Annotated in this window: 20 protein-coding genes; 10 read left to right on the top strand and 10 right to left on the bottom strand. The window is 58.6% G+C overall.

Annotation, left to right across the window (positions count from 1 at the left end; all coding sequences use genetic code 11):
• Positions 1–24 precede the first annotated feature (24 nt).
• Positions 25–510 (top strand): hypothetical protein, encoded by a 486-nt coding sequence (locus M2103_RS03745; protein WP_277508831.1) that lies wholly within the window; start codon positions 25–27, stop codon positions 508–510.
• Positions 511–569: 59 nt separating this feature from the next.
• Here M2103_RS03745 and M2103_RS03740 read toward each other — a convergent pair whose 3' ends face one another.
• Entirely contained in the window at positions 570–1331 is a 762-nt protein-coding gene (locus tag M2103_RS03740; RefSeq protein ID WP_277508830.1) for a sulfite exporter TauE/SafE family protein, read from the bottom strand.
• A 95-nt stretch (positions 1332–1426) separates the two neighbouring features.
• Complete coding sequence (gene glmM, locus M2103_RS03735) at positions 1427–2800, bottom strand: phosphoglucosamine mutase (protein ID WP_277508829.1); 1374 nt, start codon at positions 2798–2800, stop codon at positions 1427–1429.
• A 139-nt stretch (positions 2801–2939) separates the two neighbouring features.
• Here glmM and rnhC point away from each other — a divergent pair, with 139 nt between their 5' ends.
• The 4 genes from rnhC (at position 2940) to M2103_RS03715 (ending at position 6459) form a co-directional block, all read left to right on the top strand.
• Positions 2940–3953, top strand: coding sequence for a ribonuclease HIII (gene rnhC, locus M2103_RS03730; RefSeq protein ID WP_277508828.1), 1014 nt, complete (start codon positions 2940–2942; stop codon positions 3951–3953).
• Between the two features lie 92 nt (positions 3954–4045).
• Positions 4046–4771 (top strand): hypothetical protein, encoded by a 726-nt coding sequence (locus M2103_RS03725; RefSeq protein WP_277508827.1) that lies wholly within the window; start codon positions 4046–4048, stop codon positions 4769–4771.
• 270 nt (positions 4772–5041) lie between these two features.
• Positions 5042–5248: a 30S ribosomal protein S18 gene (gene rpsR, locus M2103_RS03720; protein WP_108825708.1), complete on the top strand. Its 207-nt coding sequence runs from the start codon at positions 5042–5044 to the stop codon at positions 5246–5248.
• Between the two features lie 191 nt (positions 5249–5439).
• On the top strand, positions 5440–6459 hold the full coding sequence (locus M2103_RS03715) for an L-threonylcarbamoyladenylate synthase (protein WP_277508826.1): 1020 nt from the start codon (positions 5440–5442) through the stop codon (positions 6457–6459).
• Here the strand turns inward: M2103_RS03715 and M2103_RS03710 are convergent.
• The 6 genes from M2103_RS03710 to pdxA form a co-directional block, all read right to left on the bottom strand.
• Positions 6428–6949, bottom strand: a complete 522-nt coding sequence (locus M2103_RS03710; protein WP_277508824.1) for a hypothetical protein — start codon at positions 6947–6949, stop codon at positions 6428–6430. The genes M2103_RS03715 and M2103_RS03710 overlap by 32 nt on opposite strands.
• Positions 6949–7425, bottom strand: coding sequence for a DUF6714 family protein (locus tag M2103_RS03705; protein WP_277508821.1), 477 nt, complete (start codon positions 7423–7425; stop codon positions 6949–6951). The genes M2103_RS03710 and M2103_RS03705 overlap by 1 nt, the downstream gene beginning before the upstream one ends.
• Positions 7426–7571: 146 nt before the next feature.
• On the bottom strand, positions 7572–7895 hold the full coding sequence (locus M2103_RS03700; protein WP_277508819.1) for a hypothetical protein: 324 nt from the start codon (positions 7893–7895) through the stop codon (positions 7572–7574).
• Positions 7896–7985: 90 nt separating this feature from the next.
• A complete protein-coding gene (locus M2103_RS03695) occupies positions 7986–8546 on the bottom strand; it encodes a hypothetical protein (RefSeq protein WP_277508818.1) in 561 nt (186 codons plus the stop codon).
• Between the two features lie 66 nt (positions 8547–8612).
• On the bottom strand, positions 8613–10568 hold the full coding sequence (locus M2103_RS03690) for a M48 family metallopeptidase (protein ID WP_277508817.1): 1956 nt from the start codon (positions 10566–10568) through the stop codon (positions 8613–8615).
• Between the two features lie 165 nt (positions 10569–10733).
• Positions 10734–11675, bottom strand: coding sequence for a 4-hydroxythreonine-4-phosphate dehydrogenase PdxA (gene pdxA / locus M2103_RS03685; protein ID WP_277508816.1), 942 nt, complete (start codon positions 11673–11675; stop codon positions 10734–10736).
• 269 nt (positions 11676–11944) lie between these two features.
• Between pdxA and M2103_RS03680 the strand changes: the two genes are divergently transcribed.
• Entirely contained in the window at positions 11945–12400 is a 456-nt protein-coding gene (locus M2103_RS03680; RefSeq protein ID WP_277508814.1) for an Hsp20/alpha crystallin family protein, read from the top strand.
• Positions 12401–12448: 48 nt separating this feature from the next.
• Entirely contained in the window at positions 12449–12838 is a 390-nt protein-coding gene (locus tag M2103_RS03675) for an Hsp20/alpha crystallin family protein (protein WP_277508813.1), read from the top strand.
• A 96-nt stretch (positions 12839–12934) separates the two neighbouring features.
• Here M2103_RS03675 and M2103_RS03670 read toward each other — a convergent pair whose 3' ends face one another.
• On the bottom strand, positions 12935–13900 hold the full coding sequence (locus M2103_RS03670; RefSeq protein ID WP_277508812.1) for a hypothetical protein: 966 nt from the start codon (positions 13898–13900) through the stop codon (positions 12935–12937).
• Between the two features lie 38 nt (positions 13901–13938).
• On the bottom strand, positions 13939–16095 hold the full coding sequence (locus tag M2103_RS03665; protein ID WP_277508811.1) for a DUF6259 domain-containing protein: 2157 nt from the start codon (positions 16093–16095) through the stop codon (positions 13939–13941).
• Between M2103_RS03665 and M2103_RS03660 the strand changes: the two genes are divergently transcribed.
• The 3 genes from M2103_RS03660 (at position 16094) to cas9 (ending at position 20809) form a co-directional block, all read left to right on the top strand.
• Positions 16094–16291: a hypothetical protein gene (locus tag M2103_RS03660; RefSeq protein ID WP_277508810.1), complete on the top strand. Its 198-nt coding sequence runs from the start codon at positions 16094–16096 to the stop codon at positions 16289–16291. The two genes, M2103_RS03665 and M2103_RS03660, sit on opposite strands and share 2 nt — an antisense overlap.
• A complete protein-coding gene (gene tsaD, locus M2103_RS03655; RefSeq protein ID WP_277508807.1) occupies positions 16288–17337 on the top strand; it encodes a tRNA (adenosine(37)-N6)-threonylcarbamoyltransferase complex transferase subunit TsaD in 1050 nt (349 codons plus the stop codon). Before M2103_RS03660 ends, tsaD begins: the two co-directional genes overlap by 4 nt.
• 166 nt (positions 17338–17503) lie before the next feature.
• Complete coding sequence (cas9, locus tag M2103_RS03650; RefSeq protein ID WP_277508806.1) at positions 17504–20809, top strand: type II CRISPR RNA-guided endonuclease Cas9; 3306 nt, start codon at positions 17504–17506, stop codon at positions 20807–20809.
• Positions 20810–20814: the final 5 nt, after the last annotated feature.

Here is a 20814-nt window from a genome sequence, read left to right as displayed (position 1 = left end):
AGGGTTTCGCAAAATGCTCGGGGCATGAACATCACTCTTACCCGCAAGGAATTCAGGCGGTTGGTCGAACTCGTTTACATGGGCGAAAATGTTGTGCTCGAGGCTGGTGATAATGCCGGGGCGGGCGGCGGGCGTTACGGCGAGCTTGTTCAAAAAATTTACAAACTCGCCGCGCAAAAAGGTGCCTGTCCGAACTATGTGGAGGCGGATGAGGAGGTGGAAGATTTTTATCACCCGTCAATGGACCTCGAGGCGGATTCGCCGGCGGCGACGACGCTCGAACAATATGAGAACGCCATTTTTTGGGACGAGCTGATTTCGCGGCTCGCCGAGCGCGACGCCGAGCGCGAGCAATTGCGCAATCCGTCGTTGGTGCCGGAAAATCCCGATGAGGCGCTCGAACGCCAGCTCACCCGCGAGGGCCAGCTCGAGAAACGCTATCGCGCGGAGTTCGTGAAAAACGATTTGGGCAATTTGTTCGTGATGTTCGGCTCGGACAGGCTTTCGTAGGAACTGCGAGCGGGCTGTTTCCCGGAGGGCGCGATGCCCCCGGTCGGCGGAGGATCGCCCTATCGCAACAGCAGGTTCAGCCCGGCGAGCGCGCCGAGCGCGAGAGTCGCGTTCTCGAAAATCTTTTGGTTGATGCGGCCAAGCATCCACCGGCCCGCCACGGCGCCGGCCAGCACCGCGGGGATGAGCACGGCGTTGAACTTGAGCGAATCAAAATTAATCAGTCCGAGCGACACCATGAAGGGCACCTTGAACCAGTTCAGGATCATAAAAAACACGGCGTGGGTGCCGACAAATTCCATCTTGGGCAGGCGCATCGTCAGAAAATAAATCACGGCGAGCGGACCGGCGGCGTTGGCGATGAGCGTGGTGAATCCGGCGAGCACGCCGATCATCGGCGCAAACCAGACGGGCAGGGCGGGCTCATCGGTGATGCCCGCCGCCGAGCGCCGCGACGCCTGCCGTCGCCGCCAGATGTGCATTGCCGTGAGCGCGACGATGATCGCGCCCGTGAGCAGGCGCGCCTGTGCGTCGTCGATGCGTCCCATCGCGAGCCAGCCGGCAAACACGCCGAGCGCGGCCCATGGAAAAAGTTTCCAGAAATGCGTCCAGCGCATGTGCCTCCGGTATGCGATCACGGCGATGGTGTCGCCGATGATAAGCAGCGGCAGCACGATTCCCGACGCCTGTTTGGTGCTCGGCAGCACGCTCGCAAAAATCGCGACAAACAAAATGCCGAGCCCGGCGATTCCGGTCTTGGAGAAACCAACGAGGAGCGCGGCAAAAACAACCGCGAGCCATTGCCAAAGATCGAGTGTCATGGATGCAAAAAGTGAGGAAATAAAGCGGGGCTCATCGCGCGGTTGGCAAGTTCGCCCCTGGAAAACATGGCAGCCGCGGAACGCGTGCGCGAGCCTTACGCCGTTGTTTCCAGTTCGCTTCGCGCGGCGGCCTCGAGCGTTTCCGCGCCGGCGCGCACAATCGCGTCCGACGGGCCTTCGACGAGGAGGCGCAGTTTGGCCTCGGTGCCGGAGTAGCGGACGAGCACGCGGCCCCTGTCCCCGAGTTCGTGCTCAAGCGCGCCGATGGCGGCTGAAAGTTTTGGGAGCCGGGCGAGCGGGATTTTTTCGCGCACGCGAAGGTTGATTGTCGCTTGCGGAAATTTTTTCAACCCTTGGCGCAGTTCGGAAAGCGGTTTGCCTGTGGCGAGCATTACCTCGAGGACTTTGAGCGCGGCGAGCAGCCCGTCGCCGGTCGAGGAAATTTCGGAATAAATAATATGGCCGGACGACTCGCCGCCGAGCGTGGCGCCGGTTTCCCGCATTTTTTCCGCCACGTAGCGGTCGCCGACATTGGAGCGCGCGACTTTGCCCCCGGCGGCGCGGACGGCGGCGTCGACGCCGAGGTTGCTGTGCACGGTGACGACAAGCGTGTCGGCGGCGAGCTTGCCCTGCCGGAGCGCGTGGAGGGCGAGCAGCGTGAGGATTTCGTCGCCGTCCAAAACCTCCCCGCGCTCGTCGCAGAGGACGCAGCGGTCGCCGTCGCCGTCGTGCGCGATGCCGAGCCGCGCGCCGGTCTCGCGCACGCGCGCGGCGAGTGGTTGCGGATGCTCGCTGCCGACGCCGGCGTTGATGTTTCGGCCGTCGGGCTCGTTTCCCAGCAATGTGAGCTTTGCGCCCAGCGAGGCGAGTATGCGCGGGCTGGTGACGCAGGTCGCGCCATTGGCGGCGTCGAGGACGATGGACCATCCGTCGAGCGCGCGCGCGGGAAGGACCGACGTCATTTTGTCCAAATACGCGCGCAGTTCCCCGATGGCGGGATGTGGTTGTGTTTGCGGGGTGCCTTGCCGCGATGCGAAACGGGCCAGGGCGTCGCGGGCGGTGGATTCGTCGCCGAGCAGTGATTCGATTTCGATTTCCTGCGCATCGGTGAGTTTGAGGCCGGAGGCGTTGAAAAATTTAATGCCGTTGTCCGTGGCGGGGTTGTGCGAGGCCGTGACCATGATGCCGAGCGAGGCACCCTCGGCGACGACGGCCATCGCAAGCGCGGGGGTGGGGATGACATCGAGAATGACCGGTTCCATGCCCGCCGAGGCGAGTCCGGCGGCGACGGCTTTCTGCAGCGGCGGACCCGACTCGCGCGTGTCGCGTCCGATGAGCACCCTTCCGGTTTTTGCGAAGCGCGCGGCGGCGATGCCAAGGCGCGCGGCAAAGATTTCGTTGATCACCGGCCCGCCGAAGGGGCCGCGAACTCCGTCGGTGCCGAAATATTGGCGCTGGATTTGCGACATAAGCGGTGGATCAAAAGTGAAAAGTTGCTCATGCGAAAAGCATAATCTTGCGGTGCGTCCGCGTCAGGGTGCGTTTACCCGCGACTGCAAATTGATTTTTCTGCTCGTGATTTTGCGGGAATTTTGCGGCGTATTGTTCATGGCAAAAAAGAAACCCTCAAAAGACGAGGAACCGAAGAAACTCAGCAGTTACACAATCAAGCTCGACGACGCGCAGATGGAAAAACTGCGCGCCTACTGCGAGCGCCGCCTGTGGCTGTCGTTCGAGGTCGCGTATTCACGTTTTGCCTACAAGGCCGACCACCTGAAACTCAACGTCACCGCCTACACGAGCGGCAAGGTCGTCATTGCGGGGAAGGGCACGGAGGATTTTGTGCGCGACGTGATCGAGCCGGAAATCACCGGCGCGGCCAAGCTCGGCTACGACGAGGTGCTGCACCCCGACTGGTTCGAACCTCACGCCGGCCTCGACGAGAGCGGCAAGGGCGACTTTTTCGGCCCCGTGATCACTGCGACGGTCATTGCCGACAAGGCGGCCATCGAGTCATGGATCAAGGAGGGCGTGCGAGATTCTAAAAAAGTTGCCGACACAAAAATCGTCAAACTCGACGAACTGATCCGCAAAACGCCGGGCGTGGTCGTGGAGGTGTTCGCGTGGGAATACATGACAAAATACAACGAGCTCATGATGCGTCCCCGCGCGAACCTGAACCTGCTTCTCGCCTGGCAGCACGCGCGGGGCTTGATTGCCGCGCTTGCTAAGAAAAAAGTGCCGTGGGGTTTGCTCGACCAGTTCAGCGAGCAGCCGCTCGTGCAACGCGAATTGAAAAAGAAGGACGTGAAAGGCTTCGAACTGCGCATGCGCACGAAGGCGGAGGAGGACCCGGTCGTCGCCGCCGCGTCGATTTGCGCGCGCGCGGAATACGTGCGGCAGATGCAAAAACTTTCAAAGCGTTTCGGCGCAAAACTGCAAAAAGGCGCGGGCCCCCTTGTGAAAAAACAGGCGGCGGAAATCATCGAGCGTTTCGGCGCGCGCGCCTTGGGCGAGTTCGGCAAGCTGCACTTCCGCACAGCCTACGAAGTTGTCTCCGCCGCGGGGAAACTGAACGAACTGTCCCTGCCGGTGCCGAAGGATAAATTCGTGCGGGAATGAGGGAAGAACCGCAGTTTTTTCGGGCGGCCGCTTTTGGTCATTAATATTCCCCCGAGTTGCGCGTGTTAATTGCGTGCAACCACATTGATTCCATGACCGCTCCATCTTCTGAAAAAAGCCCTTTTCTTCGCAAAATATCGAGGTTCCGCTGGATCACCTACATTTTTGTGATCGCCGCGTTTGCGTTATACACGCGCACGGTTCCGGTGCGAGTCACGGTTATTCCCGTTGCGCTTCACAACGATGACTATCTGCCGCTTTGCGACTTTGGCCCTCCAACGTCATGCGCGTTTGGGCATGAGACCGTGGTTGCCGCCGGCGCGGGCAAGGGCAATGAGGCGCTTGCCTGCACGACATGCGGTTTTAGTTACGGTGAAAGAGCGGGCTCCAGATGGGTTCGCACGGTTCGCCACGGCGAGCCGATGTCGGGGGCATTTTATACATTTTCCGATTTGATCGCGAACGCGCCGCTGCCAGGGGACAAGGTGCGAAGGGAGAATGTCATCTATGAGCAAACGGTATCGCATCCAATGATTCGCGCTGAGTCTTGCATCTATACGACGGATGAAACGCGCGATGCGGTTGTTTCCAAAATGCGGGCATATTTTCAGTCGCGGGGCATTGCATTGACTCCGGTGAACAATCGCAGTGGCTCGTATTCCGCATATGGAAGATGCGGCTTTTTTCATGTGACTTTGGCAATCTGGCGCGACCAGCAACAGCTCACACATGTGGAGCTCGCCACGCATGCGTATTTTGAGGACAGATACAATGAGATTATTGATAAAGCGCTCAATCGCCACCGTTACCGGAATTGACACCCGAATACACGCCAAGGAAACCGCCCCTGTGATCAACCCGACACGAAAACCAAAGGCGTAAAGACATGCGGGACGCGCTGCGCCTCGTCCCCGTGACCTGGTTTCGAGACCGGAGGCCGGCAGCCCGCCAACCGCCGCTTGGTTTGGAAGCAACGTCTCATCAATCGAAAATTTTGAGATGAGTTGACCGTCGCCTGCCAAAAAAACGCTTAAAATCGCCTGTTGACAGCGGGGATTCAGCGCCTATCTATTCACATTCTTTTTCAAATGAGCACGACAGAACAGCCCGACGCACCACAACAACAGAGCCTCACGCCGGAGAACTTTCCCTTCACCGCGCCGCAGCTTATGAACCGCTTTGTCTCCGACACGGGCAAGATTCTCCCGCGCAAGTGGACGCACCTCACCGCCAAGCAGCAGCGCCGCATCACGAAGACCATCAAGCGCTCGCGCAACATGCTCCTCGCCCAGTAAGGCAGGCCATCGTTCCGCGCAACAACCTTTCCAAGGCCGGATGCTTCCGGCCTTTTTTGTGCCCGCTGGTGGGAAGAACAGAAGAGCTGAAAGCCTGAAGGCTGAAAATCAGAAAACCAAGGGCCGGAGTGCCGGTTTCGAGCGAAGCGACAGTCAGCCACTCTTAAACTTAAACCCTAAACTTTTCCCCGATGCCTTTCCTCAAAACCCGCATCTATCGCGGCACGCCGCGCAACCTTGCCATGCTTGCGTCGGCTCTTCAACGCGGCGAGCTCGTCGCCGTGCCCACCGAAACGGTTTACGGGCTCGCGGGCAATGCGTTCTCCACTGATGCCTGCGCCGCCATTTTTCGCGCCAAGGGCCGCCCCGCAAACGATCCCCTCATTGTTCACATCCACGATCTCGCGCAACTCGATCAACTCGCGCACCGCAATCCCGCCGTGGAAAAACTCGCCCGCGCCTTCTGGCCCGGCCCGCTCACGCTCGTCCTCCCGAAAAAGGACACCGTGCCCGACCTCGCCACCTCCGGACTGCCGAGCGTTGCCGTTCGCATGCCCGCGCATCCGCTCTTCCGCGCGCTCCTCAAAAAGTGCGGCCTGCCGCTCGTCGCCCCGAGCGCAAACCCCTTCGGCTACATCAGCCCCACCTGCGCGGCGCATGTGCGCGACGGCTTGAGTGGAAAAATTCGCCACATCCTCAACGGCGGCGATTGCGACATCGGGCTCGAATCGACAATTGTCGACCTGCGCGATCCGCGCCGCCCGAAAATCCTGCGCCCCGGAAAAATCGGCGCCGCTGAAATCACCCGCGTCCTTCGCGTGCCCGTGACCGCAGCGGCAAAAAAACGCCCCGCCACAACCGCCCGCGCCGAACTCGCCCCGGGAATGTTGAGCAAACACTACAGCCCGAAAACCCCTGTTGTGCTGCACGCCCGCATCACGCCCGCGCTGATCGCTCGCATCCCCAAGAACGAAGCTGTTCTCCCGCTCTTCGCCTCCAAAAAACTCCGGGGCGAAAACATCTTTCCGCTCTCGGAGAAACAAGACTTGGGCGAAGCCGCGCACAACCTCTTCGCCGCCCTGCGAGCCCTCGACTGCCCGGAAAAAACCTGGAAAAGAATCCACGCCGAGCTCGCCCCTGCCAGCCCCGCGTCAAAAGACCGCGCCCTCGCCGCCGCCCTCAACGACCGCCTGACCCGCGCGGCGGCGTAGGGGTGACCGGAGTCTTTGGAAGAATGTCCGAATCCACGGCATCTACTGCGTCCAGCACCTTTTTTGTCCACCGCTCATCATGCGGGCTGACGACAATCACGCGAAAGCCGTGATCCCGTCCCTCCATCAAAACGCCTTCGGAATCATCAATGTGCAAATCTATGCCAAATGCAGGCGGGAACTTTGATGGCATGCGAATAAACCGGTGTTTGCTCAAATTGCGCCGATGTCGTTCGTCGTTGATCACTCCATCAATTCGAATGCCATACAAAAACATCCACAAGCGAATGCCAAATGGTGTGCGGCCTGATGAAGTATAAATCCAAATGCTACATCCGCGACGGCGCAGCCCGGCCATCAGTGAACAAGTGCCTCGACGAAGAGGCTCGCCAAACCAACGGTGAACGAAGACTGGAAAGCGTCGGGGTTCCGTCGGCGTGTTCGGGGCGTGGATGACCAAAGTGTCATCAATATCGAAAGAAATACGCATCAGGTATCCGAGTTAAACGGGTTCTTGATCCAATATTCCTCCAAGACCTGACAGGCGGCAGCCGCGAAACCCGATTCGCAGTCAAACGCCAGAAACTCCAACACGCCGACCACAGTTCGCCGTTGCTGGTCGTTGAGCGTGTTGAAACGCGCTGGAATCCTGTCTGGTGGCCGAAGATTGCCGAGACAGGCATGAATCACGAGCGATTCGCCGCAGGACATGTGTCGAATTGAATATGCAAGGAAAGCAGGCAAATAGAATCGCCAAGAATCGGTGTCGAGATGCGTGAATCCCCAATGGTAGGCCTCCAGATCGCCATCAGGAATATTACGCCAGTCAGCTGGCACGATATCCGGGGGAGGTGTGTTATATGAGTCAATCTCGTCGCCCTGTCGCAAGGAAAGTGTTGCATGTGTTGCGCACACAGGAAACGCATCCGAAATTGAGTCAAGAAGCCTTGTCTGCTTGGAACGCATGATGCTTAATATTCAGGATTTTGGGAAAACAGTCTGCCAAGTTTCAAAATGAAGAATTTTTTCGTTTCGAGATCGTGCGCTACTCTGCCTCTGCGGTTTGAAATTGTGTCGTTCTTAAGCACCTCGGAGTTTGTGTCCCAATGTTTTTATTTTGAAAGATAGAGATGGGCGCTTGTGAAAGGAAGCATCCCAGCCGTCACGAAAAAGAGCAAAATTCCGGCGCCAATAAACAGCGTGGCGGATGTATGGAGTTGAATCCAATCGTCTCTCTTTTCCGGATTTTTCTTTAGAGCCGAAATGAGCAGGACGCTAACAATGAGCCAGACCAACGGCAGCGTATAAATCAGCCAATATCCCTTGAGTGCCAGATGGCTTATCTGCGGAAGCAAATCCATGGGACGAGAATCATCCGGATGATGAAGATAATTATTCCGAAGACGCATCTGAAATGCGGAAGCGCCAAGGCTCATGATGCCAAGTATTACTACATTAAGGATTATGGTGATGCGCCACATGTTTTTCTTAACGTCCAAGATTAGTCAAAGCCTCATCCACTCTTTTTAATCCCATTGATCTTGTTTCTGTAATGGGTGAAACGCCCAATCATCAGCGGCAAACAATTCATCTTCTAGTTGATCGTTGGTCATGTGGTAATGATGTTTATGCGGTGAGGGAAACCAAAATTCCTGTTCCTTAAATCCCCTGACCCGCAGAATACTTGTGTAATGATTCAAGTCGCCATAGGCGAAAATCACGTTGTGTTGATCATATACAAGCAGGCCGGCATTGGATGGCGTCCCAATCCAATAATGGTGACGCCCGTCTCCTTCAAGGAAGGCTTGGTGCGTGCCATTGAAAACCTGAAGTTCTGTAAAATTGGTGAAAAGACGTGACTGATATCTCCCTTCTTTTCTGCCTGTTCGTGGAACGAACAATACATAAAGCACATACCACCCATCAGGCCAGTCACTGCACAATGACTCCATCAAATTAATATGTCCGTCTTTGCTTCCGATGACCAGACGATCTGCGCCAGATGTCTTTTCCCGAAAAAACACTTGGCCATAATCGAAATTGCCATCTGAGGATGTTTGTTCAAGAGACTGAAATTTTGGTAACATTATTATTTTAATAAAAACAAAACAATGGGGCGCATGACCGCGCAAACTCAAAGTGTCAGCTTTCGATCACTCCACCAGCACCGGTGCGGGGCAGTTCAGCGCGGCGGCGATGGCACGGAGGAGGTTTTGCTCTTCCACCTCGATTTTTCCGTCGTCGGAGATGGTTCGCACGAGCGCGTTGATCACGGTGCGTTTTACGGCGGGCGTGCAGATGTCGAGGCGGTCGAGCGCGCGGGTCAGGGTTTTGGCGCTCATGCCGGTTGCGCTTGCCATTGAGAGCGCGATGTCCGGTTGCGTTTCGCGGATGGCGGACGCGCCTGTTTCAAATGCGTGTTGTTGCGAGGTTTCCGCCGAGCTTCCGGCGCGCGCCGCCGCGCTCAATATGAGCGCGATTTCGTCCGCGACGGCCGCGCACGCTTTGATGAGCACGCCGGGGTTTCCGGGCGGGCGCAGGTTGCGGTGGATTACCTTGCGCAGGGCGTATTCGTGCAGGCTCACCTCGCCGTCGGCTTCGATGAAGGCGTCCACCGCGTCGATCGTGGCGTTGATCAGGCGCGCGTCCACGTGGCGGATCGCCGAGAGCGCAAGGTCGCCGAGTGCGATGCGCGTCCATGAGGGAACGGTTTCGATGCGCGCCACCAGTTCAATGAACGCCACGCGTTCCGTCGTGCTCAGCGCGCGCGCGACCGCGGCGTCCTGCTTGGCGGCTGCCTCGGCGTTGGTCTTGTCATACAACGTCGCCAGTAGCACTGCGCGCGCGCGTTCGGGATCGCGCGCGGCTTCGCGGAAATCCTCCGGGATTGCCGCCAGTATTTCCGCGCCTTTCTGCGCGTCGGGAGCCTCGGCGGAGGCGATTGCCGCCAGAAACGCCGCCGCGCCGACTGCCGCGGGCAATGGCGGGGGCGTGCCGGGAACGCGCGGCGGGTGCGATGCGTTTGCGCTGGCGCGAGTTTGCGCCGCCTCGGTTGCGATGGATGTTTTTTTTGCCGCTTTGAAGTTTCCGTCGAACGAGGGATCAATGGCCTTGATGCGCGCGTCGAGCGGCGGGTGCGTGGCAAAGGCGCCGCCGAACGATGAGCGCAGCGCGCTCGCAAAATACATGTGGCTGGTCTCGGTGGCGTGCGGACTTTCGATGCGCGAGCCCGATGTCGCGGCGCCGATTTTTTTCAGGGCTCCCGCGATGCCGTCCGGATTGCGTGTGAACTGGACGGCGGACGCGTCGGCCAGGAATTCCCGCTGGCGCGAAACCGCCGCCTGAATCAGGCGCCCGAAAATCACGCCGATGTAACCGATGATGATGAGCGCGAGGCCGAGCAACGCCATCACGACCACGCCGCCGCTTTTGTTTTTTGACGAGCGTCCCCCCGACGAGAAACCGATTCGCACAATGACGCGCCCGATGATCGTCAGGAGCAGGATGCCGAAGAGCAATCCGATCAGGCGGATGTTGAGCCTCATGTCGCCGTTGAGGATGTGGCTGAACTCGTGCGCGACCACTCCCTGCAATTCGTCGCGCGAGAGCGAGTCGAGCGCGCCTTGCGTGACGGCCACCGCGGCGTCATCCGGCGAGTAGCCGGCGGCAAACGCGTTGATGCCCTCCTCCGGCAGCACGTAAACTTCCGGCATGCGCACGCCGGCGGCGATGGACATTTCCTCGACGATGTTGACGAGCCGGCGGCGTTGCGGATCGCTTGTGTTTGGAGAGACAAGCTGCCCGCCCAGCGAGCGCGCGACGACGCCCCCGCCCGAGCGCAGCGACAGCGTTTTAAAAAGGCTGCCGAGCCCGATCACGGCGATGGTGATGCCCGCGGTGCCAATAAATACTTCCGGCTGCCAGATTGGAAAATACAAATCGGGATTGTTGCTCTCCGAGATGAGCAGGCGCATGCCGAATACTATGGCGAAATAAATCGTGGCGATGATCGCGATTACCGCCGCGATGTAGAAAAACACGAGTCGCGCCGATTTTTTGCGCGCGTTATCCTGAGCCTGAAAGAAGTCCATGGTGATGAAAGCGAGCATGGATAGGTTTGCGCGGGCAATCCAAGAATTGTTGGGGCGAAAATTTCATGGGTTGTGCGCGTTGCTTGCGAGACCCCTGCGCAACGAGAGTTTCGCCCGCCCGCGCACGCGTCGCAACCCGCGGACTACGTTGTGCGGCGCCCTTGGTGCCGTGCTCGTATTTAATCATCCTGCCCGCAGCGCGATCAACCGCTGTGCGACGGTCACGGCGTTGGTGAAACTTCTCGGGTTTGCCTCGCCTTTGCCCGCGATGCCGAAGGCGGTGCCATGGTCGGGGCTGGTGCGCACGTGCGGCAGGCCGAGGGTGACGTTCACCGCCTCGTCGAAGTCGATTGTTTTCAACGGGGCGAGCCCCTGGTCGTGGTAGAGGGCGACGATCACGTCGAATTCGCCGCGCAATGCGCGTCCGAAAATCGTGTCGCTCGGTTCGCAGTGCGAGAGTTTCGGGAAATCGCCGGCGCGCAGTGTGTCGAGCAATGGGTCGATTGTGTCGCGTTCCTCGGCGCCGAGCATGCCGCCTTCGCCCGCGTGCGGGTTGAGTCCGCACACGCCGATGCGCGGCGCGGCGATGCCGTCGGCGCGCGCGAGTTCGTCCGCGGCGCGCACGGCGCGCGAGATTTCCCCCGGCGTCAAATGTTCCGGCACTTCGCGCAGCGGGATGTGCCATGTCAGCAACACAACGCGCAGCCGGCCTCCGCAAAACGCCATCGTCGGAACACCGCCCCAGCGCGCCGCGAAAAACTCCGTCTGCCCGGGAAACGGGTAGCCCGCTTTTTGCAGCCAGCTTTTGCTGACGGGGCCGGTGACGACGCCTGAGAACTCGCCACTTCGCACACCCTCGGCGGCGCGCTCCATGGCGGCGAGCGCGATGCGCGCGCCTTCCACGGATGGGCGGCCCGGCGTCATTTCGAATTGTCCGGAGTCCGCGCTTACGAGCGTCGCATCCTTCGCGGCGGGTGTGTGCGAGGGCAGGGCGCGCAGCCATTGCGCGGGGCCGATCACGGCGACATCGCGCGCCCGTGCTGGATGCGCGGCAAGCCACGCCGCTATGATTTCCGGGCCGACGCCCGCCGGGTCTCCGCATGTGAAGGCAAGTTTCGCGCTCATTGTTGTTGGCGGATTTTTGCACGCCCTCCGTCGCCGCCGCAAAAGGAAAAGCGCGGGGCGTGCCGAAATTTCCCGATGCGTGTGACATCCGGGCGGACAACTTTTCACAGGTGTCCCAGCGCTCGAAAATCAAGTCTTTGAAAGTGCGCGTGTTGCGCGTTTCGCGCATTCGGCACCGTTTCAGCTTAACAAGGAGGCATCACGGCCACGGGGCCATTCATCACATGAACAACTTTTCACCAACAACCAAAAACAGAAAGGCAACAACCATGAAAATGACACGTTACGCATATCCTTGCACACTCCGCCCGGCCTCCGCGTTCGGCACCGAACTGGCGCGCAGGATGGCGGGTGATTTCGATACACAATTCGAGGATTTGTTCGGCTTGTTCTGGGGTGGCAAGGGCAACTCCTGCAACGGCGAATTCTTCCCTCTCGATATCTACGAGGACAAGGACAACAGCTATGTCCGCGCCGAGCTTCCCGGCATCGCCCGCGGCGACATCACGGTCGAGGTGGTCGATGGCTCGCTGGAGATTTCCGCGGCGCGCAAGACGGGCGACGGCGACAATTCGCAAACCGTCACGCTCAAGCGCAGCGTCCTTCTCCCCGAGAACACGCAGGCCGACAAAATCAGCGCCGCGAGCGAGAACGGCATCCTCACGATCACGCTTCCAAAACAGGAGCAGGCGAAACCGCGCAAGCTGACAATCTCCGTCAACTGACCGCGAATGAACATTAACCCGCATTTCAAACAGAAAGGAAAACACATCATGTCACTCATCAAATCCATATTCCCGGCTGCAAATCGCGCCGAGTCCGCGAACCACAACACGACCGCCGTAGTGCGGCCCCGCTACGATATTGTCGCCAACGACACATCGTGGACGCTGAAAGCGTTCCTGCCGGGCGTCGCCAAGAAGGACCTCTCCATCACCGATGAAAACGGGGTGTTGGGCATTCGCGGTGAGCGCGCGTGGAAAAGCCCGGAGGAGTGGATCACGCTCCATCGCGAAACCGGCGACGAGGCGTTTGCGCTTTCGTTCCAGCACGAGGGCCGGATCGACGTGGAAAAAATCCATGCCGAGTTTGCCGACGGCGTGTTGACCGTCACGCTTCCGAAAGCCGAGGCGCTCAAGCCTCGCAAAATCGAAATCAATTAACCGGCGCCGCCGGTTTTTTGGAAAGATACGATCATGCCAAAGTCCCCGCCGCGCGAGTGGCGGGGGCTTAGTTTTTGCGACGTGGCGACGCCGCGATTAGCGCTCGAAAAATTCATACTCGATTGTCCATCGTGCGGTTTGGCCGGGGTGGACTTGGAGTGTGGTGTAGGGCTCGATGCAGGCGGTTGCGGGGCAGGCCCAGAAGACGATGTGCGAGAGGTGTCCGCTGCCCTTGGCGCGCACTCCGGCACCCGAGTTGCGGTTGCATAACTCGAAGGCGTAGCCGGTTTGCGCGGGATCGTAACCGTGGAGGTTGCCCATGAAAACTTTTTCGCTAGCGTTTAATTCGCGCGAAAAATTTATGCCGGTGTCGGTTAGCGCCACGCTGTCATACGCCTCGCGCCAGTCGCCTTGGGGGCGGAAGGGGAGGCGGATCTCGGTGTCCGGGCCCGTGGTCATGCCGTCGATGGTGAAAAAGTTGTGGTTGTAAACTTGTCCCTCCAGCGGTTTCGCGCCCGTGTTTTTGAGTGCGTATTCCAGTCGCAAGCCGGGTTTGTCGGTGGTGAGTTGCAGCGTTTTTCGGTAGTCGTAGGCGAGGTCGCCGCTGGTTAGCGTGTGCTGGAAATCCACGCGGTCGGCGCTTATGCCGGTTTGCCGTTTGCCTTTGTTTGAGATCGGGTAGGTTTGGAAACGGTCGTAGGGGGCGTCGGTGGTTTTGCGCAACGCGCCCACGCCGATTTTCAGGAACTCGTCTCCCGCGGCGGCGTCCTCGTAACCGGATTGTGTGAACTCATCGACCGGGCCGCAGATGCCGTCGTGACGCAACGGGTCGTGCGCGGGAAACCATTCGCCGAAGTAGCGGTGTCCGCGCCAGCGCAGGTCGCGAATCACGCCCGCCCAGTCGAAGCGCGTGCCGCGGTAGTAGCCCGCGTCGGAATCCGGCAGGCAGATTTCGGCCTGGACGCCGTTGGCGGAGATGCGCGCGACGGGAAAATCAGTCGGCGTAGGGGCGCACCTTGCGTGCGCCCTTGTGGGCGAGTGTGTGTTTGCTGACGGTTTCACAAAGCGGGCGGGCGCGAGGGCGCACGCGAGGTGCGCCCCTACATGTTTTTTTCGTAAACGAGCACGGCGAGGGCGTGCTGGCCGAGCGAGACTTTGCCGCCGTCCTTCGAGACGGTGGCGCCGTTGGCCGTTCTGGATTCCTTGTATTTGTAGCCGGGGACGGTGATCGCGGTGGTTTGCGGAGCCTCGACGGTTTGCGTCACCACAACGGCCATGCCGTTGCCGTTGGTGTAGGCGCGGGCCTCGACTTGCGGGTTGGAGTTCGTGAAACCTTCGGTGTCGCGATAGGTGCCGGCCACGATCAGGTCGATGTAGCGTTCCTTGATCTCGTTGATTTTCGCGAGGTAGGCTTGGTAGGTGGGCGTTTTGTCGATGAGGTCGCGGCAGCGGTAGATTTCGATGTCGTTGACCAGGCCTTTCAGGACGGTGTTGTTGACGCGGCGCTCGATGTCGGTGTCGTCGCGGATTTCGCGGTCGGAGACGATGACTTCGGGAAATGTGTAACGGAACCAGTCTATGAAGCTGTTCGGGCCCGCCGTCGTTGTGTAGATGTGTATGTAGTCGCAATACTGCGCGGTGGCGTCGGTGAGCCATTCGGTGCCCAGGGCGAACTGCGGATCCTTTTTCATGTTTTGCGCGCGTATCTTTTTTAGCACGGCGGCCTTGTCGGCGAGCACGCGGTGGTGGGGAATCGGGAACTCGCCGCTGATGTCCCAGTTGGTCGTGCGCTCAACGTAGCCGAGCTGGTCGTAGAAGACGCTGTCGGCGCCGTAGTCGTAAGCGCGGGCCGCCCATTCGAGGAGCATTTTCTGCCAGCGCGGGTCGCGTGTGTCGGCAACCACAAAGGTGCGCGCGTTGTAGTTGCCCAGAAACGTGGCCATGCCCGTGAAGCGATATTGCTCGGTGAGTTCCGCGCCGGTGTTGTCCTTGTAGCAGATTTCCTTTCCGGGGCCGTTTTTGTAGAACTCGCTTTCGCGGTCGATGAGCTTGCCGTTGAAATAGAGCAGCAACCGTCCGCCGTCTTTTTTGTAGTCGGCGATTGCTTTTTTCCAACCCGCGTCGCCGCCCTGCGCGGGGTCGGCGTCGTAGTGCGGGTTGCCGTTGTCCATGCCGGTTTCCCACCAGCCGAAGGCAAACACGGCGTCGGCGCCCACGCTTTCGCCCACGCTTTTGATGCGGCCCGGAAGGTCGGTGTATTTGAAAAACTGCTCGCCGTATTGATGGCGCAGGATTATCCGCTGCCAGCTTTTCATGCGCTTGACCCACGCGGGCGGGTCGCGGTGCTCCCACCAGGTGTCGGCCCAGCGGCGGTAGAGTTTCGAGGTCTGGTGCCATGTGCCCGAGTAGGGGCCGATGACGTTTGCGTCGCACTTCCATGTCTGGCCGTTGACGCATTGCGGGTATTTGTAGAAGCCGGCCTCGAGTTGCGTGAACGCGCCCGCCTTGTCGGGATAAAGGCGCAAGCCGTGCCAGGTGTCCTGAAACGAGGGGTCGTGGCTTCCGAAATAAAGGCCCTGGGTGTCGCTGAAAAACGCGAAGCAATTCGACGCGCAGGTGGTCACGAAACGGGCGGGATACCTGACGTCCCATTGCCGGAAATACTGCGCGGGGCTGCGGTATGGGGCGGCGGTGTTGCCCCTTCGCATGATCTCCCGGCGCACGTCGCTGAAGACCTGGCCGCCGGTGTCGGTTATGAGCAGCTTGTGGTCTTTTGGCAGCGGCATGTTTGCGACGAGCGGATAATGCAGCTCGCGGATGACGGTGTGCGGCTCGTTGTTTTTCACTTCCGAGGAGAAGCGCACAAAGTCGTCCTCGAGCCAGATGTCGAAGCGCACCTGCATGTTCAGCGCGCGTCCGTCGAGAACCAGCTTGTCGTAGCTGATTGTTATGACGCCGTCCTTCCGCGAAACCTTGGGCGCCTGCGAGTCCGCCGTCACCTGCAGCTCCTTGTATTTCGGCGTGTCGTAATAGAGGCGCCACAAATGCCCGCCGCCGGCGTAGTTCTGCCCGGTCGCGAGATTCTTGAGGCTGGCGAGTTCGCCCCTGCCGGTGATCGACACCTGGAGCTTGTCATTTGCGAGCGTGTGGAGTTGCGAGGCGGCGGCGGTCCCGGCCATCGCGGCGAGCAGGGCGAATGCGGCAAACGCGCGCGTTAATTTTTTCAGGGCGGGCATCTTCCATCTGTTCGGGTGCATGGATGTGTGTGTGGTTTTTTTGAGGTTTATTATTTTTGCGGAAACAAAAAAAGGGCGGGGAAGGGAGGCAACGGACGTCGATGCTGCTGGCGCAAACGCGCGCGGCAAACAGCCTTTTGCGGCAAAGCATTTCTATTTTGCGACATTGACCGGCGAAGGCGGAATGTTTGGCCTTGGAGCGCAACCGCCACCATGATTCTTGCCATCGAAACATCCTGCGATGAAACCGCCGCCGCACTATTTGACCCGGCGCGCGGCATCGCGCATGAATGGGTGCATTCGCAAATCGCGCTGCACGGACGCTACGGCGGCGTCGTGCCCGACCTCGCCACGCGCGAACACCTGCGCACCATCGCGCCGCTGCTCGAACGCGCGCGTGATGCGTCGGACGGTTTTTCGGGCGTCGCGCAAATCGCCGTCACGCACGGGCCGGGACTCGCCGGATGCCTTGCCATCGGTGTCGCCGCGGCAAAATCGCTCGCGCTCGCGCTCGGCGTTCCCCTCGTCGGAATCAACCATCTGCGCGGACATGCGTTTTCGCCCTTCATCGCGCTGCACGCGTCGGCCCCGGAAAAGTTCGGCGAAAATTTCGCCGCGCTGCTGCCGCATCTCGGCCTCATCGTCTCGGGCGGCAATACGATTCTCTTCCGCATTGACCGGGACCGGCGTGTCAAAGTCATCTCGACCACGCGCGACGACGCCGCGGGCGAGGCGCTCGACAAGGGCGCAAAACTCCTCGGCCTCGGTTATCCCGGCGGCCCGCTCGTCGAAAAACTCGCCGCCGAAGGCAAGGTTGACGCCTTTGATTTTCCGCGCGGCATCGGACCGCGCAGCGATCTCGACTTTAGTTTTTCGGGCCTGAAAACCGCGCTCCGCTACACGCTCGAAAAAATGGCGCCCGACATAATCACCGCGCGCATGCCCGACCTGTGCGCGAGTTACCAGCAGGCGGTGATCGACGCGCTCGTGCGCAAAACCACCAACGCCCTCGCGCAAAACCGCGCCTCCACCGCCGACCGCTATGCGAGCATCGGCCTGTCCGGGGGCGTGGCGAACAACAAAACGCTCCGCGGCGCGTTCGAGTGCATCGCAAAAAAGCACCGCATTCCGTTTCTCATGGCCGAGCCGCGCCACACCGGCGACAACGCCTCAATGATCGCTTTCGCCGCCTGGGCCGACCCCGGCGCGAAGCCCGTCGCAATCCCAACCCTCGCCATCGAGCCCGGTTTGGAGTTGGCGTGAGTGTGAATGACGATTACTTCATAATAATGGAAAAACCAGCAGGCTTTACAGCATGCTGGTTTTAAAAAGTGCTTTTGAACACGGTGTGTTCGCGCGGCGAACAGGGACACGGTTTGCACTTCAGACTTTGTCTTGATTCCGAGGCAAACGCTGAAAAGATGTGTGCATGAGCGCAACCCCTAATTTGCAGGATCTGCAGTTCGCGTTTGATGTCGGACACAGTTCGATTGGCTGGGCTGTTTTGCAGACACAGGCGCGAGAAAATAAACTCCGCCTTCTTGGCACCGGGGTTGTTATTTTCGGCTCTGATGATTGTCTAGCGAGTAAGCGTCGTGATTATCGCCGCCAGCGCCGACACGTGCGTTCCACGCGCCAGCGTGTGGCGCGCATGGAAAAATTGCTGGCGCATATAGACGTGCTTTCTGCCGCTGATCTCCAGGCCAAGCATCGACAAGCAGGTGGTGACCCGGCGCCCTGGCTTCTTGCGGCGCGTGTGCTTGCGCCAAAGGATGGCGAGGCCTCCGCATTGCTCACGTGGGTGCAGTTGTGGGATGTGTTGCGCTGGTATGCGCACAACCGTGGTTACGATGGCAACCGACGTTGGTCAAACGATGCCGCCGATGCTGATTCAAAGGAGGACACAGAAAAGGAATCCAATGCGATTTCACTCATGCAACAATACGGCACCCAAACAATGGCCGAAACTATTGTTCGCGTGCTTGAACTTGATCCGCAGGGGGCAAAAAAATCATCACGTATTCGCTTCAAGGCAAAAAATGCCGCATTCCCTCGAAAAACTGTGGAGTATGAAGTTCGTCGTATACTCGAGGCTCACTCCGGCAAACTGCCCAAATTGGACGATGTGTTCATTCGCCTGTTAATGACAGACAGGCTTACCAAGGATGATCGCGGACAATTGGCCGCCGCCGGCATTGTGCTGCCTGCGCGTTATGAAGGGGGGCTTTTGTTCGGGCAGCTTGTTCCACGCTTTGACAACCGCATTATTTCCAAATGTCCCATCAGTGGCGAAAAGGTTCCTTCGCGTAATTGCCCTGAGTTCTTCCGATTTCGCTGGGCCATGCAGCTGGCGAACATTCGTGTTGCAGCTGTGGGGGAAAATGCGCTCCGTCCGCTTTCTCCACCCGAACGACTTGTCCTCGACGAGGTGATGCGTAAAGCGGGCCGCCTTACCAAGAAAGAGCTCAAGGATGCCGTTCGCTCATTGCCCGGTATTCAGCGAGATAATCTCGACATGTTGCTTATGCACCCGGATGCGGATGACGCGCTTGAGCTTGATCCTGTGACTAAACTTACGCGCACAGGTCGACTTGAAAAACTCTGGCCCACCATGTCGCCACGTGTGCAGAAACGAGCGAGAGATTCGTGGCAACGCGGCAAATTGCTATCCATTGCCGACCTTCGCGCGCTTGTTGAAAAAGTCGGCGACCCCGTCGCGCCATTTGATGAAGCGCTGGCGTCCATTCTCGATGCATCCAATACTCGCAAGCGCAAAAAAGATTTGGTGCTCACCCGTGAAACACTGCTCGTCGAGAAAACCAGCGTCAAAAAAATCTCCGGACGCGCGGCTTTTGCCCGTTCGCTTCTTGTTCGCGCATCCGAGGAAGTTATGCAAGGCAGGCATCCGAAGGAAGAAGGCGGTTGTCTTTATCTCGGTGAAGAAGCGCGTCGCGCCCAACTCAACCGCAGTATTGAGGAGCAAATCAACAATCACCTTGTCCGGCATCGCCTGCTCATTCTCGAAAGGCTTCTGCGCGATCTGATCGCAGATCCGCAGTTTGCAAATGGTGATCGCAGCCGTGTTGCACGCCTCACGATCGAAGTGAATCGCGATTTGCGAGAAATGTCCGGAAAGACAGCCAAACAAATTGAACAGGAACTTGGTTTGCGCCTTTCGAATCACGACAAGGTTTCCAAACGGCTCGAAGCAGCATTTGATGGCCAGACGTTTGAGGGCAAACCTGTTGAGATCACCGCCGGGCTCATTCGCAAGGCGCGCATTGCCGATGATCTCGATTGGCAATGCCCTTACACAGGGCAAATATTTGAACCGATCGACCTCGTTACGCGACGAGTTGACAAAGACCACATCATACCGCGTTCACAGCGCCCATCCGACTCGCTTGACTCGCTTGTTGTCACGTATTCGGAAATTAACAAATGGAAAGGCGCTCGCACGGCTTGGCAGTTCATTGAAGAAGAGCAGGGGAACCCTGTTCCCGGGATGCCGCAATTATCCATACGCCCGCTGAATAAATACAAAGAGTGGGTTGAGAATCTTGAGGCATACAAAGGCCACACGGACGACAAGCGTCGCAAAAAAAACCGCAAAGCGCTTTTATTACTTTCCCGTTACGAAGAGAAGGAAAAGACCTTTTTGCCCGGCGACCTCACAGCAACATCTCAGCTTGTTCGTCTGGGTGCTCAACTCCTTGCAAAGAGTTTTGCGGATTTACCAAAATCGCCACCCGTTGTGTCCATTCCGGGATCCGTTACAGGCGAGGTTCGCAAATCATGGAGCCTGCTCGGCTGCCTCGAACTTGCCGCGCCAGATATTCGTGACAAGGACGGCGCGCTGAAAATCAAAAAGGACATTCGCAACATCACGCATCTGCACCATGCGCTCGATGCTTGCGCGCTTGCCTATGCGTCAGTGCTCCTGCCTCGCGACGGGGGATTGTGGGAATTGATGCTCAAGCGCAATCCGAATGAATCGGATCGAGCCAGACTCCGTGCGACTGGTTGTTTTGATTTCGATGCCCAAGGCCGTTTCGGTTTGCGCGAGTTGCGCAAGGAATATCGCGAGGAAATTCGCCAGCGACTTGCTGAAAAGCGTGTCGTCCAGCATGTGCCCGCTGACATGGGTGGCATGCATGTTGAGGAAAATACGCGTGGTGTCGTTCGCGTGGAGGATGGACGTGTTCATTTACGCCAGCGGACACGCGATATAAAAACAGGCGCTATTAGCGTGAAGGAAACGACAGAACCAGTGGCAAAAACTGTCGGACTTGCTCCGACAAAGGGCGAAGGTAAACTACGCCCTCAAAAAGGCGTGCGTGTCATTACGGATAATTTTGGCGTGGCGATTCTTGATCACGCCCCCGAAGGCGAGGATAAATGTATCGTTATCCCATGGCACAAAGTATGGCATCGCATGGATGAACTTGCCAAACGAAATGACCATGAAAGGCCCAGATTATTGCGGATAGGAATGCTCATTCGGGTGCCTAAAGGAAAATATGAAGGTGTATGGATGGTTCGGGGAGTTAAAAATGATGCCAAAATCGGGCAATGCTTGGACATGAGTTTTCCGGATCGAATAAATTATGCGGCATCTGGACGCAATGACTGTAAGCGTAACGTATCGCTGAAAACGTTGCTTCGCGATGGTATTGAAATTTTGAATACAGGCTTGGTTGGACAGTCAATTGCTGTAGCAACACATTCTGAGTAGCAGAT

Source organism: Ereboglobus sp. PH5-5, assembly GCF_029504805.1.
In the GTDB taxonomy this organism is placed as follows: domain Bacteria; phylum Verrucomicrobiota; class Verrucomicrobiia; order Opitutales; family Opitutaceae; genus Ereboglobus.
Note: the sequence above shows the minus strand (reverse complement) of the source record. Positions and strands in the feature narration are given on the sequence as shown.

Coding starts and splice junctions, on each gene's coding strand:
- M2103_RS03745 (WP_277508831.1), top strand. CDS start 25: ATGAACATCACTCTTACCCGCAAGGAATTCAGGCGGTTGGTCGAACTC.
- M2103_RS03740 (WP_277508830.1), bottom strand. CDS start 1,331: ATGACACTCGATCTTTGGCAATGGCTCGCGGTTGTTTTTGCCGCGCTC.
- glmM (WP_277508829.1), bottom strand. CDS start 2,800: ATGTCGCAAATCCAGCGCCAATATTTCGGCACCGACGGAGTTCGCGGC.
- rnhC (WP_277508828.1), top strand. CDS start 2,940: ATGGCAAAAAAGAAACCCTCAAAAGACGAGGAACCGAAGAAACTCAGC.
- M2103_RS03725 (WP_277508827.1), top strand. CDS start 4,046: ATGACCGCTCCATCTTCTGAAAAAAGCCCTTTTCTTCGCAAAATATCG.
- rpsR (WP_108825708.1), top strand. CDS start 5,042: ATGAGCACGACAGAACAGCCCGACGCACCACAACAACAGAGCCTCACG.
- M2103_RS03715 (WP_277508826.1), top strand. CDS start 5,440: ATGCCTTTCCTCAAAACCCGCATCTATCGCGGCACGCCGCGCAACCTT.
- M2103_RS03710 (WP_277508824.1), bottom strand. CDS start 6,949: ATGCGTATTTCTTTCGATATTGATGACACTTTGGTCATCCACGCCCCG.
- M2103_RS03705 (WP_277508821.1), bottom strand. CDS start 7,425: ATGCGTTCCAAGCAGACAAGGCTTCTTGACTCAATTTCGGATGCGTTT.
- M2103_RS03700 (WP_277508819.1), bottom strand. CDS start 7,895: ATGAGCCTTGGCGCTTCCGCATTTCAGATGCGTCTTCGGAATAATTAT.
- M2103_RS03695 (WP_277508818.1), bottom strand. CDS start 8,546: ATGTTACCAAAATTTCAGTCTCTTGAACAAACATCCTCAGATGGCAAT.
- M2103_RS03690 (WP_277508817.1), bottom strand. CDS start 10,568: ATGCTCGCTTTCATCACCATGGACTTCTTTCAGGCTCAGGATAACGCG.
- pdxA (WP_277508816.1), bottom strand. CDS start 11,675: ATGAGCGCGAAACTTGCCTTCACATGCGGAGACCCGGCGGGCGTCGGC.
- M2103_RS03680 (WP_277508814.1), top strand. CDS start 11,945: ATGAAAATGACACGTTACGCATATCCTTGCACACTCCGCCCGGCCTCC.
- M2103_RS03675 (WP_277508813.1), top strand. CDS start 12,449: ATGTCACTCATCAAATCCATATTCCCGGCTGCAAATCGCGCCGAGTCC.
- M2103_RS03660 (WP_277508810.1), top strand. CDS start 16,094: ATGGATGTGTGTGTGGTTTTTTTGAGGTTTATTATTTTTGCGGAAACA.
- M2103_RS03665 (WP_277508811.1), bottom strand. CDS start 16,095: ATGCACCCGAACAGATGGAAGATGCCCGCCCTGAAAAAATTAACGCGC.
- tsaD (WP_277508807.1), top strand. CDS start 16,288: ATGATTCTTGCCATCGAAACATCCTGCGATGAAACCGCCGCCGCACTA.
- cas9 (WP_277508806.1), top strand. CDS start 17,504: ATGAGCGCAACCCCTAATTTGCAGGATCTGCAGTTCGCGTTTGATGTC.